Genomic DNA, 17,053 nt, shown 5'->3' with positions numbered 1-17,053 from the left:
AGTTGGGGTTTTGTTTTTGCGCGCGAAAAAACAGGGAACGACCCATTCAAGGTCAATTGTGAAAAAAATCACACAAACCTGACTTCCCGGGTTTGGTAAGGTGCAGCTCATTTTTAATGGACTGAGTCTGCGCCCACGGATCGGCATTCTTTTCAAAGAGTTGCTGCACAAGTGCCTGAACCGATACCGATCAAGGACCACGAAAAAGAAACACGCCTGGTCAACAAGAGACTCCTGGCCTGCGCCTTGTTCGTTGCCGCCATTACTTGTGCTCTGGTGGTGCGCCTGTATGTCCTGCAGGTCGTCGAGTTCGACTATCACTCGACCATCTCCGAAAACAATCGCGTACATGTCCTGCCGATTACACCTACCCGTGGATTGATCTATGACCGCAATGGCGTACTCCTTGCGGACAACCGCCCCAGCTTCAACCTGAGCATCACCCGCGAACGTGCTTCCAATGTCAACGAAGAGCTGGACGAGGTCGTCAATCTCCTGCACTTGTCCGCTGAAGACCGCTCGCAATTCGACAAGGTGATGAAGCAGGCACGTCACCCCTTCGTACCGGTGACGCTGTTCTATGAACTGAGCGAAGAACAGATCGCCGTACTCGCCGTCAACGAGTTCCGCTTGCCGGGCATCGATGTCGAGCCGCAGTTCGTTCGGCACTATCCGTTGGGCGCGCACTTCGCGCATTCGGTCGGCTACGTCGGACGCATCAACGAGAAAGAGTCCAAGGCTCTGGATACGGTCGAGTACCGAGGCACCCAATCCATTGGCAAGACCGGGATCGAAAAATTCTACGAGGCGCAACTGCACGGCCATGTCGGTTATGAGGAGGTCGAAACCAATGCCCAGGGCCGCGTGCTGCGAGTGCTCAAGCACACGGATCCGGTGCCGGGTGAAAACATTGTCCTGAGCCTCGACGTCAAGCTGCAGGAAGCCGCCGAACAAGCCCTGGGCGATCGTCGCGGCTCGGTGGTTGCGCTCGATCCGTCGACCGGTGAAGTGTTGGCCATGGTCAGCAACCCGAGTTTCGATCCTAATCTGTTCGTCACCGGCATCAGTTCCAGGGAGTACTCCACGCTACGCGACTCCGTCGACCGACCGCTGTTCAACCGTGTGCTGCGCGGCCTGTACGCGCCGGGTTCGACCATCAAGCCGGAAATGGCAATCGCCGGACTCGACGCAGGTGTCGTCACGCCACAGACCCGTGTGTTCGACCCCGGTTATTACCAACTGCCGGATTTTGATCACAAGTACCGCAACTGGAACCACAGTGGTGATGGCTGGGTGGATATGGATGCAGCGATCATGCGTTCCAACGACACCTATTTCTATGACCTCGCACACAAGCTGGGGATCGATCGCCTGCACGACTACATGGCGATGTTCGGACTGGGTGAGAAAGTCTCCCTGGACATGAACGAAGAATCCCCCGGCCTGATGCCATCCCAGGCATGGAAGCGCGCCACGCGTCGGCAGGCCTGGTTTCCGGGCGAGACGGTGATTCTCGGTATCGGCCAGGGCTACATGCAGGTCACGCCGCTGCAATTGGCCCAGGCCACGGCGCTGATTGCCAACAAAGGTGTGTGGAATCGCCCGCACCTGGCCAAAACCGTGGACGGCGTCGCGCCGGTGGATGAGCATCCAATGCCCAATATTCTGCTCAAGGATCCACGCGACTGGGAGCAGGTCAACCATGGCATGCAGATGGTGATGCACGATGCCCGGGGGATTGCCCGGGCCGCCGCCGCGGGCGCGCAGTACCGTATTGCCGGCAAGAGTGGTACCGCGCAAGTGGTGGCGATCAAGCAGGGCGAACGTTACAACCGGGAGAAAACCCGTGAGCGTAACCGCGACAATGCCTTGTTTGTCGGTTTCGCCCCGGCCGAGCACCCGAAGATCGTGATTTCGGTGATGATCGAAAACGGCGAGGCGGGTGGCCGCGTCGCCGGACCGGTCGTCCGGCAGATCATGGACGCCTGGCTACTCGATCAGGACGGGCACCTGAAGCCGCAGTACGCGGCACCGGGCAAGGCGCCGGGCGATCTTCACGTCTGAACCGTCAGGGCTTCACAGCACAGGCTCGCGGATGCTGAGCATGTGCTGGAAGCTCTCGAGGAACACCGTTTCGGCCTGGCTCATCTTCTGTTCGCGATTCCACAACAACTGGATATCGAAATCCACCACGCCGTCTTCCGGCGGCAGGCGCCAGAGCAGACCTTGCTCGACATCCCGGCGCACCAGATGAGTAGGCAAGGCACCGATCCCGTAACCTGCGCAGATCAGGCGGTAAATTTCTTCGAAACTGGTGGAAGACGCGACGATCTTACCGGTGAAGCCTTGCTGATCGCGGAACAGCGTCAGGGGTGAAAGATTGCCGCCCAACTGGTCGCTGGTGAAGCTGACGAAGTTTTCCGCCGCCAGTTGTTCCAGGGTCAGATTTTCTTGCCCGAACAGGCGATGGCGCTGGCCACAAAAGTAAGCGTAGGTCTCGCGAAACAGCACCCGCTGTTCCAGCCGCGGCTGTGGTAGACGACACAGGCCGACGCCAATGGTCGCGGTCTTTTGCAGCAGCGAACTGATGATGTTCGAACTGCCCATCACCTCGACTTCCAGCTCGATTTTCGGGTGGGTTTCATGGAAGTCAGCGAGGAAATCATCGTAGTGCCGAGCCTGCACACCGCTGACGGTGAGGATACGGATCTTGCCCACCACGTCGTCGTGACGACTCTCCACCACCGTCCCCAGGCGTGAAATATCACCGTAGATATCGGCCGCGATGCGCAGGACTTCTTCCCCGGTTTCCGTCAGGTCAAAGCGTCGACCGCTGCGGGCAATCAGCACGCATTCCAGCTGTTCTTCCAGTCGTTTCAGCGCCTGGCTGACGGCCGACTGGGTGATGTGCAGTCGCGCGGCAGCGCGGCTCATGCTGCCTTCCTGGCCGATGACCAGATAGGTGCGCAGCAGGTTCCAGTCGAGGCGGTCATTGAGAAAGCGCCGGCCGACCCACGGGTTGGAAGTGGAGGACATAAAACCTCATGCAGTAGCAGTGCTAATAGTAAAGATAAGGATTTGAAAATTGACTAATCCTGGCATGGAAGCGATAAAGCCTACAAGCGCCATAGAGCGCAACCGTCATCCGCCTTAACACCTGCCCAAAAACTATAAGTACACAGGGTCCTTGCATGCACACTACTCCCCAACCGCGCCGAGCCGCGGCCGCGGCCTTCATTGGCACGACCATCGAGTTCTACGACTTCTACATCTACGCCACCGCGGCGGCGCTGGTTCTCGGGCAGGTGTTCTTCCCCAGCAGCGACCCGGTCATGAGTACCCTCGCGGCATTTGGCAGTTTCGCTGTCGGCTTCATTGCGCGGCCCATGGCCGGAATGGTGTTCGGTCATCTGGGCGATCGCCTCGGACGCAAGAAAATGCTCCTGGTGACCATGGCCTTGATGGGCATTGCCACCGCCGGCATTGGCCTGTTGCCGAGCTATGCCAGCGTCGGCATTTGGGCGCCGATCGGTCTGATCGTGCTGCGCTTGATCCAGGGCATTTCGGTCGGTGGCGAGTGGGGCGGGGCGGTGTTGATGGCGAGCGAACACGCACCGGCCAGGCGCAAGACGTTCTACGCCTCGTTCGCCCAATTGGGCAGCCCGGCCGGCTTGTTGCTGGCACTGATCGCTTTCCGCCTGGTGACGTCCCTTGAGCCCGAGGAGTTCCTCGCCTGGGGATGGCGTCTGCCGTTCCTCGCCAGCGGCGTATTGATGATGGTCGGCCTGTTGATCCGCTCCGGCGTTCACGAGTCCCCGGAGTTCGCCAAGGTCCAGGACAACAACGAGACCGCCCAATACCCGGTGATGGACGTGATCCGCACCTGCTGGCGGCAGATCCTGTTCGCCGCCGCTGCGGTGACCATCGGCTCGGCCGGGTTCTTCTTCACCAACACCTTCATGATCACCTACGTCACCCAGTACCAGGGCATTGCCCGTTCGACGATTCTCGATTGCCTGTTTCTGGTGACGGTCATCCAGTTGCTCTCGCAGCCGCTCTCGGCGCTGCTGGCCGAGCGTATCGGTGAAGGGCGTTTTCTCAAATGGGTCGCACTGCTGTGCATGCTCACGCCCTACCCGATGTTCCTGCTGGTGGGCACGCAGAACATTCTGTTGATGACACTCGGCATCGCGTTGGCCGTGGTGATTCTCTCGGCGCTGTACGCGGTGATCGCCGGCTACATGACCCAGGCTTTCCCGGTGCACCTGCGCTACTCGGGCATTTCCATCGCCTATCAACTGGCTTGCGCCGTGGCCGGGGGCACCACGCCGCTGATCGGCACCCTGCTGGCCAGCAAGTTTTCCGGACAATGGTTGCCGCTGGCGGTGTTCTTCACCTTGCTCTCGGCCTTGTCCCTGATCGGTGTTTGCGGGTTGGCCCGCCTGCGCGCCAACCCGGTCGTCACCCACGCTGTTAAAGAGGTGTATTCGTGAGTAAACCTGCACACATCGACCCGGTTGAATGGCAAGCCCGTTGCGAACTGGCGGCGCTGTATCGACTGGTCGCGCACTTTCGCATGACCGACCTGATCGACACCCACATCACCCTGCGGATTCCGGGGCCTGAACACCACTTCCTGATCAACCGCTATGGCGTGATCTTCGACCGCATGCGCGCCTCGGATCTGGTGCGCATCGATCAGGAAGGGCGGGTGGTCGACCCGGAGTACGTAGGCCATCGGGTCAACGCCGCCGGCTTCGTGATCCACTCGGCGATCCACATGGCGCGTCCGGACCTGAACTGTGTGATCCACACCCACACGGCGGCGGGCATGGCGGTCGCGGCGCAGAAGCAAGGCTTGCTGCCGATCAGTCAGCACGCGTTGAAGTTCTACGGCAAGCTGGCCTATCACACCTATGAGGGCATCGCGCTGTCGCTGGATGAACGCGAGCGCTTGATTGCCGACCTCGGCCCGCACCGGGCGATGATCCTGCGCAATCACGGCTTGCTGGTCGGTGGTTCCGGGGTGGCCCAGGCGTTCCAGGAAATCCACTTTCTGGAGCGCGCCTGTCAGGCCCAGGTGCAGGCGCTGGCCGGTGGTTCGGCATTGCATTACCCGTCGCCGGAAGTGTGTGCGCACACCGCCGAGCAGTTTGACCGTGATGAGCAGGACAACATCATCGACCTGGCCTGGGAGGCCGCCCTGACGTTGATCGAATCCCAGCGCGAGTCTTATTTGTCATGAACGCCGACATCAACACCGTGGTTCTGCTGTCCCGCGACACCTTGCTGCTCAAGCAATTGCAGGCGGCGTTCGCCCGCAGTGCGCCGCAGCTCACCGCCGTGCTGGCCGACGATTCGCGGGCCGCCCATGCAAAGATGGCGGCGTGCTGGTTTCCTTTGCCGGGCAGTCTCGGTGCATTGCCGAACCTGCAGGTGATTCACTCGGTGGCCGCCGGTATCGACCACCTCGACCACGATCCGTCCTGCCCGGACCTGCCGATCTGCCGCGTGGTCGACCCGGGGCATCGTCAGGGCATGACCGAGTACGTGCGCTGGGCGGTGATCCATTATCACCGCGGTTTCGACCAGGTGTTGTCGCAACAACGGGAGCAACGCTGGGAACGGCCGCTGCAACAGACGGCGGGGCAGTTCAAGGTCGGTGTGATGGGGCTCGGATCGCTGGGCAGCGCGATTGCTCTGGATCTGGCCGCCGCCGGTTATGACGTGCGCGGCTGGGCGCGGCGCAGCAAGGACTTGCCGGGTGTGCGTACGTTCGCCGGGGCCGATGGGTTAAATCCGTTTCTCGACGGCGTCGAGTTGCTGATCAACCTGTTGCCACTCACCAGCGAAACCCGCGGCATCCTCGGCCGGGCCACGTTCGACCAACTCGCCAGCGGCGCAGCATTGGTCAACTGTGGCCGGGGCGCTCATCTGAACATCGACGATCTCGAACAGGCATTGGCCAGAGGACAATTGCGCGGTGCGTTGCTGGATGTCTTCGAACAGGAACCGCTGCCGGTCGATCACCGGCTCTGGAGCATGCCCGGTGTCACCATCACACCGCACATGGCTTCGGCGGCTTCCCATGATTGTATTGCCGAACAAGTGGCGGAGAACTTCCGCCGATTGAATAGCGGCGAACCGTTATTGAACTGTGCGGACCGATTACTGGGTTATTGAACCCACCGCTATCCCGTTAAAAATGGATTTTCACGCAATCCCGGGAAACACCGATAACGCAACACCTGTAGGAGCCGGCTTGCCAGCGATGGTCGTTAACGATAACGCATGTAAACCGGATAAACACGGCGCACTTGAGTCCATCGCCGGCAAGCCGGCTCCTACAAGAGACCGCTTCCAAGGCCAAAAAAAATGCCCTGCGAACTCGCCCGCTCAGTTGGGCGAGCCATAACAACAACCTTCGCCTCAACCGTTTTACTGCCAGTCAAAACAATTAAATAACGAGTTCTTGATGAATTCCTGGAGACAGTGATGAGCGATCTATCGTCCGCAGAAAAGTCCGGCGCACCACCGGAAGTTGAAATCAGTATGAAAAAAGTCGCGGTGGCCAGTGTGATCGGCACCACCGTGGAGTGGTACGACTTGTTCGTGTTTGCCACGGCCTCGGCGCTGGTGTTCAACAAAGTGTTCTTCCCGGATTTCGTGCCGCTGATCGGAACACTGCTGGCTTTTGGCACCTTTGCTTCGGCGTATCTGGCGCGGATTGTCGGTGCGGCATTGTTCGGGCATTTCGGTGATCGCCTGGGGCGCAAGTCGATGCTGTTGATTTCGCTGCTGACCATGGGCGCGGCCACCTTCGCCATCGGCCTGTTGCCGGACTTTGCCACCATCGGTATCTGGGCGCCGATCCTGTTGTTGTTGCTCAGGGTCGTGCAAGGCCTGGCATTGGGTGGCGAATGGGGCGGGGCGGTGTTGATGGCGGTGGAGCATGCGCCGGCCAACAAGCGTGGCCTGTACGGTTCCTGGGTGCAGATCGGCGTACCGGCCGGGACCATGATTGCCAACCTGGCCTTCCTGTTGATCGCGGCGTGGCTGTCCCCTGAGGAACTGTTGGCCTGGGGCTGGCGTATTCCGTTCCTGGCCAGCGTGTTGCTGATCGCCGTCGGCCTGTACATCCGCCTGAACATCGCGGAAACCCCGGCCTTCAACAAGGTCAAGGAGGCCGAGGTGCAGGTGAAGATGCCGTTGGCGGAAGTGTTCCGCAAGTACTGGAAGCAAGTGGTGCTGGGCGGTATCGCCACCATGTCCACGGGCGCTTCGTTCAACATTATCGTGGCGTTCGGTTTGACGTATGGCACGCAGAACCTCGGCTTCAGCCGCGGCGTGATGCTCGGTGTGGTGCTGCTGTCCTGCGCCTGGTGCATCGTCATGTTGCCGGTGTTCGGTGCGCTCTCGGATCGTTTCGGACGCAAGCCGATCATTGTCGGCGGCATCATCGCCGAAGCGCTGGTGGCGTTCCCGATGTTCTGGCTGATGGACACCAGGGAGCTGCCGATGGTGGTGTTCGGTTATCTGTTGTTGATGACCGCATTCTCCGCCAACTATGGGCCGATCGCGACCTTCCTCGCCGAACTGTTCGGCACCCGGGTGCGGTATTCCGGGTTGTCCATCAGCTACATGTTGTCCGGCCTGCTCGGCAGCGCGGCGACCCCCATCGTCACCACGGCATTGCTGGCCGCGACGGGCAAAGGATCGTCGGTGGCCTGGTACATGATCGGTGCGGCCCTGATTTCACTGGTGGCGCTATTGCTGCTGACCGAAACCTTCAAGAAGGACATCAGCGAAATCCCGAGCGTCACTCCGACCGACGATCCGGTCCCCGGCAAACCCTTCAAATCGGCTACGGCCTGACTTCCGGAGTTCAAAAGCATGCGCAGAATTCAATCGGCCCCGGGCTACATAGGCCCGGTCGGTCCTTACTCCCAGGCCGTGGTGAGCGGTCACCTGGTGTTCACTGCCGGGCAGATCCCGGCTCACAGCGGCCTCGACGACCAGCCTGCCGATTTTCCCGAGCAGGTGCGGCAAACCTTGCGCAACCTCGAAGCGATCCTGATTGAAGCCGGGTCCGGTTTCAGCCACGTGATCAAGGTCAATGCCTACCTGACCGATCCCGCACAGCTGGAGCCGTTCAACGCTGTGTACCGCGAGTTCCTCGGCCATGCGCCGCCGGCGCGCACCACGGTGTGCGTTGCCTTGTGGGGTGTGTCGCTGGAAATCGACTGTGTTGCCGAACTGATTGCCGGGGAGCCGCAACATGGATGAGTCGCAACTGATCGAACAGCTCAAGGCGGTGAGCTTTCCGACCCTCGGGCATTTTCTCGAAGAGGGTTTCGCCGACCCGCAACTGCGGGCCATGGTGCCCAATGTGAAAGTCGTTGGCCGAGCCTTGACCCTGAAACTGCTGGGCGCCGATGCCATTGCCGTCAACCGGGCCCTGGCGCAGATCAGGCCGGGCGATGTGCTGGTGATCGACACGGGAGGTGACCATCGGCACGCCCCGGTCGGTGCGGTGACCAGTTGCGCGGCACGCTGCGCCGGGGCGGTGGGCATTGTGGTGGATGGCGCGGTGACCGACCTGCTGGAGCTGCGCGAAGCCGGGTTGCCGGTGTTTGCCCGTGGCACCAGCCTGTTGACCACCAAGCTGCACGGGCGCAATGACAGCGCCATCAATCAGCCCGTTCACTGCGCCGGCGTGATGGTGCAACCGGGGGATTGGGTGCTGGCGGACGACAACGGCGTGTTGTTTCTCGACACGGCATCGGCGCTGGCGGTCATCGAGCAGGCACTGGCTTCGGACCGTGCCGAGCCGCACTTGCTCGAACGCTTGTGCGCCGGTGAGCCAGTGACGCAAGTCTTGCGCGTCTAGTCCGTCAGACGTTGCTGCAGGCTTTCGAGAAAGATCGTCTCGGCCCGGCTCATGCGCTGTTCGCGGTTCCACAGCAAATGAATGTCGACATCGGCAATCCCTTCGTGGGGCGGCAGGCGCCAGAGCAATCCGGCGTCGACATCCGCCGCCACCACGTGCTCGGGTAAGCAGCCGATACCGAAGCCGGCGATGACCAGTCGCCGGACTTCTTCCAGGCTCGGTGACGAGGCGACGATGCGCCCGCTGAAACCCTGTTGATCACGGAAGATCGTCAGTGGCGAGAGCATGCCGCCGATCTGGTCACTGGTGAAACTGACGAAGTTCTCCCGTTGCAAATCCCCTTCGGCGACGTCCTGTCGGCCGAACAGTCCATGGTGCTTGCCGCAGAAAAACGCATAGCGTTGACGCAGGAACAAACGCTGCTCCAGGCGTGGCTGCGGGCGCCGATTGAGGCTCAGGCCAAGGGTCGCGGTTTTTTCCTGGAGGGCGCTGACGATGTCGGAACTGCGCATCACATCGACTTCCAGATCGACGCGCGGGTATTGGCGATGGAAGTCGGCGAGGAAGTCATCAAAGCGCTCGGAGAAAATCCGGCTGATGATCAGAAGACGCACTTTGCCGATCACTTCATCGGCCGGCTGTTCCAGCACGCTGCTGACCTGGGACATCTGCCCGTAGATTTCCCCGGCCAGGGCGAAGATCTGCTCGCCGACTTCGGTCAGGGCAAAACGTGGTCCGCGACGGGCAATCAGTTGGCGGCCCAGCTGTTCTTCCAGGCGCTTGAGTGCCTGGCTCACGGCCGGTTGTGTCAGATGCAGGCGGGCGGCGGCGCGGCTGATGCTCAGCTCCTGGCCAATCACCCGAAAGGTGCGCAGCAGGTTCCAGTCCAGGCGGTCATTGAGCAGGCGTTGCATAGGCGTTCAGCAGCCAGTCAGGGGCCAATGGGGAAAGTCGACGGCTTGCACACCCGGTGCGCAAGCCATGGAAAATCTACAGTCGCGGGATCGTAACACTGTTGGTGCGTCGCAGCCGAGGCCAGTCGGATCCGGCAAAAAAAGCCTCATGCGTAGGCGAGGTTTTTTTCTTCCAGCAGTTCCTCATACAACGCGGTCCATTTGCGACCCATTTCATCCGCCGTAAACAGATTCTGATAGCGGGCCTGCGCTTTCTCGCCCATTTGTGCCGCCAGCGCCGGGTTTTCCCAAAGCGTGCGCATCGCCTCACGAAACGCCAGTGGATCACTGGGCGGCACCACCAGCCCGGTTTCGTTATGGATGTTGATGTAACTGGTGCCCGTGCCAATCTCACTGGAGATCATCGGTTTGCCATACATCGCGGCTTCAAGCAGTGAAATGCCGAAGGCTTCGGAGCGCAGGTGCGACGGGAACACGATGGCGTAGCTCAGTTGCAGCAGCGCTACCTTGTCCTCGTCTCCCAGACGCCCGAGGAAGTGAACATTGCGTAAACCCAAGGCGGCCGCCTGGGCATGAAGCTCTGCTTCGAGTGGGCCGGCACCGACAATCACCGTCGGATAATCCAGGTCCTTCAGGGCGTCGAGCAGGATGTGCAAACCTTTGTAGTAGCGCATCACACCCACAAACAGAAAGAACTTGTCGCCAAGCTTCTGCCGCCAGTGGACCGTTCGATCACTGTCAGGCTGTGGGTAACCTGCCTTGTTCAATCCATAGGGGATCACTCGGGTCTTGTGCTGAAACTGTTGCAACACATCACTGGTGTGCAGGTAATTGGGCGATGCAGCGACGATCCGGTCGGCGCTGTGCAGAAAGCGATTCATCAGCGGCCGGTAGAGTTTGAGCAGGTTTTTCTGACGGATAATGTCCGAGTGATACGTCACCACGCTGGGTTTGTTCAGGCCGCTGGCGAAATGCACCAAGTCCATGAACGGCCATGGAAAGTGATAATTGACCACGTCGGCCTCGGCCGCCAGCTCGCGAAACTGCTTGAAGACGCTCCAGGAAAACCCGGTTGAGGCAAACTGAATGTCGAGCCGGGCCCGATGGACTTCATGTTGAGCGATCTGCATCACCGGCGGTGTCGGGTCGGCACTGAGTGTCAGCACCTTGCCTTCAACGCCGTGCACGGCACCGCTTTCGCACAGCTGGAAAATCACTTGTTCGATCCCGCCGACCGAATCAGGCAGGTACGTCTTGAAAAAATGAAGAACTCGCATTCAATCTCCCATGACCTGGCGATAGGCGCTGGCCGTGACTTGTGCACAGCGCTCCCAGGTAAAAAGCCTTGCCTGTAGCAATCCGGCTTCTCGGCATGCCTGCCAATGCGCTAGATCCTCGATCAGACGGTTCATTGCATCGCGCAAGCCGTCGGGATCATCAGGTTCAATATAGTTGCCCGCAGGGCCTGCCACTTCGGGCATGGCCGAGCGTCGAGTCAAAATGACCGGCGTGCCGCAGGCCATGGCCTCCAGCACCGGCAGGCCGAAACCTTCGTAAATCGACGGAAAAATCAATGCCCGTGCTCCCGCCAACAGCTGCGCAACATGCTCATCAGGCAGATAGCCGAGCAAACAGACGTAACCGCAAGCCAGGGCCTGCTGCAATTCTTCACTGAACTGTTCGCGCTGCCAGCCGGCCATGCCGACGATCAGCAATGGAAAACGCTGACGGACTGATTCCGGCAATCGGGCGTGGGCGCGCAGGGCCAGGGACAGATTTTTGCGTGGCTCCAGGGTGCCGACACAGAGGAAGTATTCCCGCACCTCGACGCCATGAGCCTTGAGTACAGCGTCGATGGCCTCGGGGGGGCGAGGGTGGAAACGTCCGGCTACGCCCAGCGGCGCGACGACAAACTGCTCGGCCGGCAGCCCGAAATGTGCCTGGGCTTCGTCGGCAATGTACTGCGAGTCGGTCAGTATCAGGCTCGCCCGCTGCACGCCCTCGGTCACGCGCCGTTGGATTTCTCGCAAGCGCGCGGGCGGCTGCGTTTCGGGATAGTGCAGGTGCGTCAGGTCATGCAGGGTGATGACGGTCGGGCCATCGAACGACAGCGGCCACAGGCTCGGTTCGTGGTAGAGGTCGATCGCTTGCGCGCGGCCTTGATCGAAGCGTTTCTGCTCCAGCCACCGTCGGGCCTGATAGGCCCCCGGAATCTGCCGTAGCAGGGGTGTCAGCCGGGAATAACCGGGCATGGCTGCTTCAGGCAGCACAGAGCTCCAGCCCCAGCCATGAAACAGCGCCAGCTCAACATCCGGTTCACCCGCCAGGGCGTTCGCCAATTCGGCGACGTAGTGGCCGATGCCGGTACGTGGCGCCTGGAGAATTCGCGCGTTAAGGGCAATTCGCATGTTGCCTCTCTTCCATGAGCGGCACGTCTACAAGATTGCGCAGGGTGCGTTCAGCCAGTTGCGCACTGGCTTCACGCCAGCCGATCCAGCGCCAGTCCGCGACATCGCGAGTGGCCGGGAATTGACCGCTGCACTCGAAACGAACGACCAGATCAGCCAGGCTTTGTGGCTCGGCCAGATCGAAATACGCCATGAACTCGCCGCCGATTTCACGAAAGACCGCAATGTCGCTGCCCATGGCCGGCAGTCCACGCTGCATGGCTTCCACCAGCGGCAGGCCGAAGCCTTCCACAAAAGACGGAAACACCAGTGAGCTGGCGTGGGTGTAGGCATGTTCGAGGCTGGTGTCGCTCAGGTCATTGAACATGAACAGTCGTTGGTTCAGTTGCGGGTGATTGCGTACCCGGGCGAGCAGGGCGTCGCATTTCCAGCCGACCCGACCGGCGATACACAGCCGGGCCCTGGAGCCCGCTGCCCAGGCCAGCTCGAAAGCGTCCAGCAGGTAGTCATGGTTTTTGCGCGGCTCGATGGTACTGACCATCAGGAATACGGGTTCCGGCGTCTCGAACAGCCGGGCAAGACGCGGTTCCACGGCGGCGGTGACTTCCCTCAGATCGAGTTCGGAACCCAGGTGAAAATAATCGAACCACAACTGGTTGGCCCTGGCAGTGCCCAGGCGGTGTTGAACCTCCTCTCGCACCTGGTCACGCACCGTGGCGGAAATGGCCACGTAGCCATCGGCGGTCCGGGTGATCCAGTCGAACCACTCGTTGAACACCTGCACCAGTCGTGTGTCGTAAAACTGCGGGTGAGTCAGGGGAATCAGGTCGTAGATCACTGAAACGATGCCCACGCCTTCGCGTTTGAGCTGTTCGGCAAACGGGAAAAAGTCGGTGTGCCAGGATGAGTCCAGCAACACCAGTTGATCCCCCGGTTGATGCTGCAACGGTGCACAACGTTTGGGCAGTTGATACTGATCGAGCTGGTCGATCAGGCGCAGCGGCACGCTGAAGCAGGTCAGCGCTGTCAGCCGATAAGCCACATACACCACGCGTCGGGCGAACCGCGACGTCAAGCGTTGGTCGAGCCGCTGGTACCCTTGCCAGAAACGATGTGCCAGCCGGCCGAGTCTGCCGCCGAACACCATCACCTGATCGAAAAGCGGGATGTTCAGCGCGCCGAGTTTCAGAACCCGATAGAGTTTGCCCTTGAGCATCACCACCGGGATGCATTCAACACCGTCGAGCGATTCCGGTAGCTGGTTGACGACGTTGCGCACCACCCGCTGAATGCCCGAATTGACCTTGGGGTGTTGGAATACGTGGGTGCATTCCACCAGAAGACGGGTCATGGCGTACTCCCGGAGGTGACCGGCGCGCTCGAGCGCGTGACGGTGGTCTTCGCGGCCAGCCATGAGCAGCCAACGAAATCTTCCTGTCGGTTGTTGATCACATGGAACACCAACCCGTAATCACGCCACTCGAAGTTGCGGTCCAGGTGTGAATCCAGGCGAGACAAGCTCAACGCCACGGAATAGTTACCCTTGCCCAGCCCCATGACGAAAGCAAAGCGGTAGGTCACGCGCTCGCCAGCCTGCAGATCGGTCAGCGCCTGATCCTGGCGATGGGTGTTGATACCGTACATGGCCTGGCCCAGGCGATCCTTGATCATGAACCCCAGCACCAGCCGCTCGATGTCCTGGCGAACTTCGACATTCACTTCCAGCACCACCGGCTGACCGACTTCGGCGGCGTCGATGGACCGCTCATGTTGGTCGAGCAGGCGCACGTTCAGAATCCTGGCTTCACCCGTTCCGGAAATGGTGCTGACTTGACCGCCAGAGAGCATTTCCTGGCGCACGGTTTGTCCTTCACGCTCGGCGAGCAGGGCGTTGTAGTAATCCATGACCGTTTCGGGGGTGTCGTGCATGGCCATGTGACCATTTTCCAGGAGGATCGCCGAGTCACAGATCGACTGAATCGCCGAGCGGTCATGGGAGACGATCAACAGCGTGGTTCCGGCTTTGCGAAAGCTGCGGATGCGGTCGAAGCTTTTGTGCTGAAAGTAGGCGTCGCCCACCGACAGTGCTTCATCGACGATCAAAATGTCCGGGCGCCGCGCGGTAGCCACGCTGAACGCCAGGCGCATTTGCATGCCGCTGGAATAAGTACGCACCGGGTGGTCGATGGCGTCGCCTATTTCCGCGAAACGTTCGATTTCCGGCATCAACGCTTCTATTTCTTCGACCTGCATGCCCAGCAATTGCCCGGCCATGACCGCATTCTGCCGGCCGGTAAAGTCCGCATGAAAACCCATGCCCAGTTCCAGCAGGGCGGCGACGCGGCCTTCGAGCTCAATGGTGCCGCAGGTGGGTTGGGTGGTGCCGGTGATCATCTTCAACAAGGTGCTTTTGCCGGCGCCGTTGACCCCGACGATGCCCACTGATTCTCCGGGGGCAATCTGGAAAGTCACGTCTTGTAGCACCCAATGCTGGCGATGACGGATCGGCGAAAACGGGATCAGCCACTCGGCCAGTCGACTCCAGCGGGTAGGGTACTGTTTGTAGGCCTTGCCCAGGCCGGTGACGCGTATGTGTCCCATCAGAGTTCATCCACCATTTCGCCGACCCGCTGTCGAAACAGACGCAGTCCGATGACGAAGAACAAGACACTGGCGACCATGATCGGCAGCAGCGAACTCCAGACGGGCCATTGACCGTAAAGAAACAGGTTCTGGTAGCTGGACATCAGGTTGGTCAGGGGGTTGAGTTGCAGCAGGCGCTGCACCCAATCGGGCAGAATGCTCATCGGGTACACGATCGGCGTCAGCCAGAACCAGAACTGCAGGCAAATGGCGAAAAATTGCCCGACATCACGAAAGAACACATTCAGTACGCCAAGAATCATCCCCAACCCGGCACAAAACATCACCTGTAGCGCGAGCAGAGGAATGAGCGCCAGCAGCGCCATGCCCGGCAGTCGCCCGGTGAGCAACAGAAAGCCGAGGAACAGGCCGATGATGATCGCGAAGTTGATGCCGGCGTTGAACAGCACGATGACCGGCAGGCAGATCCGCGGGAAGCTGATTTTTTTAAGCAGGTTGGCGTTGTCCAGAAACATGTTCTGACTGCGGACGGTGATTTCTGCGAACAAACCCCACGTCAGCAATCCGGCACAGAGGTAGACGCTGTAGGCCAAACCGTCATCCACCCCTGGCAAACGGGCGCGCATGATGTGGGAAAAGATCACGGTGTAGACGATGATCATCGACAGCGGGTTGAGCACGGTCCACAAGGCACCGAACAGTGAATTGCGATAACGCGCCTGGAACTCTCGCTTGACGCTACCGAGGATGAAACCCCGGTAGCTCCACAACGAGCGGTACAAAGAAAGCAGCATTCAAACCGTCCTGCCGTATTGGTCTTCGAAGCGGACGATGTCGTCCTCTCCCAGGTATTCGCCGCTTTGCACTTCGATGATCACAAGGTCGATCACGCCGGGATTCTCCAGGCGATGCTTGTGACCGGCGGCAATGAAGGTCGATTCGTTCTTGGCCACCAGGTGCGTGCCGGTGCCGTTGTTGGTGACCTTGGCCATGCCTTCGACCACCACCCAGTGTTCATTGCGATGGTGGTGCATCTGCAATGACAACTTGGCGCCGGGCTTGACCACGATACGTTTGATCTTGAAGCGCGGGCCTTCCTCCAGCACGGTGTAGGTGCCCCATGGCCGGCTGACCGTACGGTGCAGGCGATAGGCCTCGTGCTCTTTGTCCTTGAGTTGCCTGGCCACCCGGCGCACATCCTGGGCGCGGTCGGCGTGGGCCACCAGCACCGCGTCGGCGGTGTCGACGATGATCAGGTTATCCACGCCCACGGTCGCTACCAGGCGGTTGTCGCTCTGGACAAAGTTGTTGTGGCTGTCGATGAAAATCGCCTCGCCGACGGCGCGGTTGTTCTGTGCATCCGCCGGTACCAGCGCGGCCACCGCCCCCCAGGAGCCGATGTCGCTCCAGTCGAAACGGGCGGGCACGACGACCACCTTGTCGGAGCGCTCCATCAACGCGTAGTCGATGGAAATGTCCATGATTTCGCCAAACAGCGTCGGTGACAGTTCCTGTTGCACGCTCCCGGCGTTTTCCACCGCAGCGCTGGCGGCCATGCAGGTTTGCGTCTGCTCCACCAAATCGGGAGCGTGGGTTTGCAGTTCGGCCAGCAGGGTGGCAACCGAGAAGCAGAACATCCCGGAGTTCCACAGGAAGTTGCCGCTTTCCACGTAATGCGTCGCGGTTTGCAGGTCGGGCTTTTCGACGAAGCGTCGCACGCTGGCAGCGCCCTTGTCGTCCAGTGGTGTGCCGGCTTCAATGTAGCCAAAACCGGTTTCCGCAGCAGTCGGCACGACACCGAAGGTCACCAGGTGACCGCTCCTGGCCAATGTCACGGCATGCTCGACTGCGTCCTTGAGTGCGTCGACATTGACGATCAGATGGTCGGCCGGCATGACCAGCATGATCGCGTCGTCGCCATGCAGGGCCTGGAGGGAGAGGGCAGCGGCGGCAATCGCCGGCGCCGTATTGCGTCCCGTCGGTTCCAGCAGGAAGTGCCCGCGATGACGGCCAAGGTGCGCGTCCCGAAAGTGATCCTTGCTCTGGAAGTAGTATTCGCGGTTGGTCACCGTGACGATATCGCCCCAGCCGTCGAGCAGGTCGGCGGCACGCCGATAGGTCTTGCCCAGCAGCGACTGGCCGTCAGGCAAGGCCATGAACGGCTTGGGATGGCCTTCACGCGACACCGGCCACAACCTTGTCCCGGCACCGCCGGAGAGAATCACGGGAATCAGCAT

Annotated in this window: 15 protein-coding genes; 7 read left to right on the top strand and 8 right to left on the bottom strand. The window is 60.5% G+C overall.

The window, feature by feature from the left end; genetic code table 11:
- The first annotated feature begins 171 nt into the window (after positions 1-171).
- On the top strand, positions 172-2,064 hold the full coding sequence (gene mrdA, locus PMI26_RS26020; protein WP_007970703.1) for a penicillin-binding protein 2: 1,893 nt from the start codon (positions 172-174) through the stop codon (positions 2,062-2,064).
- Between the two features lie 12 nt (positions 2,065-2,076).
- On the opposite strand, the gene PMI26_RS26025 is transcribed toward mrdA, so the two are convergent.
- The gene (locus tag PMI26_RS26025) at positions 2,077-3,036 is read right to left on the bottom strand and encodes a LysR family transcriptional regulator (protein ID WP_007970702.1); all 960 of its coding nucleotides are present in this window, start codon (positions 3,034-3,036) and stop codon (positions 2,077-2,079) included.
- A gap of 155 nt (positions 3,037-3,191) precedes the next feature.
- On the opposite strand from PMI26_RS26025, the gene PMI26_RS26030 reads away from it, so the two are divergent.
- The 6 genes from PMI26_RS26030 to PMI26_RS26055 all read left to right on the top strand — a co-directional run bounded on the left by PMI26_RS26030 (position 3,192) and on the right by PMI26_RS26055 (position 8,890).
- Positions 3,192-4,493 (top strand): MFS transporter, encoded by a 1,302-nt coding sequence (locus PMI26_RS26030; RefSeq protein ID WP_007970701.1) that lies wholly within the window; start codon positions 3,192-3,194, stop codon positions 4,491-4,493.
- Positions 4,490-5,245, top strand: coding sequence for a class II aldolase/adducin family protein (locus tag PMI26_RS26035; RefSeq protein WP_007970700.1), 756 nt, complete (start codon positions 4,490-4,492; stop codon positions 5,243-5,245). Before PMI26_RS26030 ends, PMI26_RS26035 begins: the two co-directional genes overlap by 4 nt.
- Positions 5,242-6,183 carry a 2-hydroxyacid dehydrogenase gene (locus PMI26_RS26040; RefSeq protein ID WP_007970699.1) on the top strand — a complete coding sequence of 314 codons (942 nt, stop codon included), beginning with the start codon at positions 5,242-5,244 and terminating at the stop codon, positions 6,181-6,183. Before PMI26_RS26035 ends, PMI26_RS26040 begins: the two co-directional genes overlap by 4 nt.
- 312 nt (positions 6,184-6,495) lie before the next feature.
- Positions 6,496-7,875 (top strand): MFS transporter, encoded by a 1,380-nt coding sequence (locus PMI26_RS26045; protein WP_007970698.1) that lies wholly within the window; start codon positions 6,496-6,498, stop codon positions 7,873-7,875.
- 18 nt (positions 7,876-7,893) lie between these two features.
- Positions 7,894-8,286, top strand: a complete 393-nt coding sequence (locus PMI26_RS26050; protein WP_007970696.1) for a RidA family protein — start codon at positions 7,894-7,896, stop codon at positions 8,284-8,286.
- The gene (locus PMI26_RS26055) at positions 8,279-8,890 is read left to right on the top strand and encodes an RraA family protein (RefSeq protein WP_007970693.1); all 612 of its coding nucleotides are present in this window, start codon (positions 8,279-8,281) and stop codon (positions 8,888-8,890) included. Before PMI26_RS26050 ends, PMI26_RS26055 begins: the two co-directional genes overlap by 8 nt.
- Here the strand turns inward: PMI26_RS26055 and PMI26_RS26060 are convergent.
- From PMI26_RS26060 to PMI26_RS26090, 7 genes are all read right to left on the bottom strand, one after another.
- Positions 8,887-9,804, bottom strand: a complete 918-nt coding sequence (locus PMI26_RS26060; protein WP_007970686.1) for a LysR family transcriptional regulator — start codon at positions 9,802-9,804, stop codon at positions 8,887-8,889. The two genes, PMI26_RS26055 and PMI26_RS26060, sit on opposite strands and share 4 nt — an antisense overlap.
- A 146-nt stretch (positions 9,805-9,950) precedes the next feature.
- A complete protein-coding gene (locus PMI26_RS26065) occupies positions 9,951-11,081 on the bottom strand; it encodes a glycosyltransferase family 4 protein (RefSeq protein WP_007970685.1) in 1,131 nt (376 codons plus the stop codon).
- A complete protein-coding gene (locus PMI26_RS26070; protein ID WP_007970684.1) occupies positions 11,082-12,212 on the bottom strand; it encodes a glycosyltransferase family 4 protein in 1,131 nt (376 codons plus the stop codon).
- Positions 12,196-13,563: a glycosyltransferase family 4 protein gene (locus PMI26_RS26075; RefSeq protein ID WP_007970683.1), complete on the bottom strand. Its 1,368-nt coding sequence runs from the start codon at positions 13,561-13,563 to the stop codon at positions 12,196-12,198. Before PMI26_RS26075 ends, PMI26_RS26070 begins: the two co-directional genes overlap by 17 nt.
- The gene (locus PMI26_RS26080) at positions 13,560-14,813 is read right to left on the bottom strand and encodes an ABC transporter ATP-binding protein (protein WP_007970682.1); all 1,254 of its coding nucleotides are present in this window, start codon (positions 14,811-14,813) and stop codon (positions 13,560-13,562) included. Before PMI26_RS26080 ends, PMI26_RS26075 begins: the two co-directional genes overlap by 4 nt.
- The gene (locus PMI26_RS26085) at positions 14,813-15,610 is read right to left on the bottom strand and encodes an ABC transporter permease (RefSeq protein WP_007970681.1); all 798 of its coding nucleotides are present in this window, start codon (positions 15,608-15,610) and stop codon (positions 14,813-14,815) included. Before PMI26_RS26085 ends, PMI26_RS26080 begins: the two co-directional genes overlap by 1 nt.
- Entirely contained in the window at positions 15,611-17,053 is a 1,443-nt protein-coding gene (locus PMI26_RS26090) for a mannose-1-phosphate guanylyltransferase/mannose-6-phosphate isomerase (protein WP_007970680.1), read from the bottom strand.

Source organism: Pseudomonas sp. GM33 (assembly GCF_000282295.1).
GTDB classification, from domain to species: domain Bacteria; phylum Pseudomonadota; class Gammaproteobacteria; order Pseudomonadales; family Pseudomonadaceae; genus Aquipseudomonas; species Aquipseudomonas laurylsulfatiphila.
This window is presented reverse-complemented; position numbering and strand designations above follow the sequence as displayed.

What these genes read in the sequence shown, in the direction of transcription:
- PMI26_RS26065 (WP_007970685.1), bottom strand. Translation starts at nt 11,081, where the DNA reads ATGCGAGTTCTTCATTTTTTCAAGACGTACCTGCCTGATTCGGTCGGC.
- PMI26_RS26075 (WP_007970683.1), bottom strand. Translation starts at nt 13,563, where the DNA reads ATGACCCGTCTTCTGGTGGAATGCACCCACGTATTCCAACACCCCAAG.
- PMI26_RS26085 (WP_007970681.1), bottom strand. Translation starts at nt 15,610, where the DNA reads ATGCTGCTTTCTTTGTACCGCTCGTTGTGGAGCTACCGGGGTTTCATC.
- PMI26_RS26090 (WP_007970680.1), bottom strand. Translation starts at nt 17,053, where the DNA reads ATGCTGATTCCCGTGATTCTCTCCGGCGGTGCCGGGACAAGGTTGTGG.
- PMI26_RS26070 (WP_007970684.1), bottom strand. Translation starts at nt 12,212, where the DNA reads ATGCGAATTGCCCTTAACGCGCGAATTCTCCAGGCGCCACGTACCGGC.
- PMI26_RS26040 (WP_007970699.1), top strand. Translation starts at nt 5,242, where the DNA reads ATGAACGCCGACATCAACACCGTGGTTCTGCTGTCCCGCGACACCTTG.
- PMI26_RS26080 (WP_007970682.1), bottom strand. Translation starts at nt 14,813, where the DNA reads ATGGGACACATACGCGTCACCGGCCTGGGCAAGGCCTACAAACAGTAC.
- PMI26_RS26050 (WP_007970696.1), top strand. Translation starts at nt 7,894, where the DNA reads ATGCGCAGAATTCAATCGGCCCCGGGCTACATAGGCCCGGTCGGTCCT.
- PMI26_RS26025 (WP_007970702.1), bottom strand. Translation starts at nt 3,036, where the DNA reads ATGTCCTCCACTTCCAACCCGTGGGTCGGCCGGCGCTTTCTCAATGAC.
- PMI26_RS26060 (WP_007970686.1), bottom strand. Translation starts at nt 9,804, where the DNA reads ATGCAACGCCTGCTCAATGACCGCCTGGACTGGAACCTGCTGCGCACC.
- PMI26_RS26030 (WP_007970701.1), top strand. Translation starts at nt 3,192, where the DNA reads ATGCACACTACTCCCCAACCGCGCCGAGCCGCGGCCGCGGCCTTCATT.
- PMI26_RS26055 (WP_007970693.1), top strand. Translation starts at nt 8,279, where the DNA reads ATGGATGAGTCGCAACTGATCGAACAGCTCAAGGCGGTGAGCTTTCCG.
- PMI26_RS26045 (WP_007970698.1), top strand. Translation starts at nt 6,496, where the DNA reads ATGAGCGATCTATCGTCCGCAGAAAAGTCCGGCGCACCACCGGAAGTT.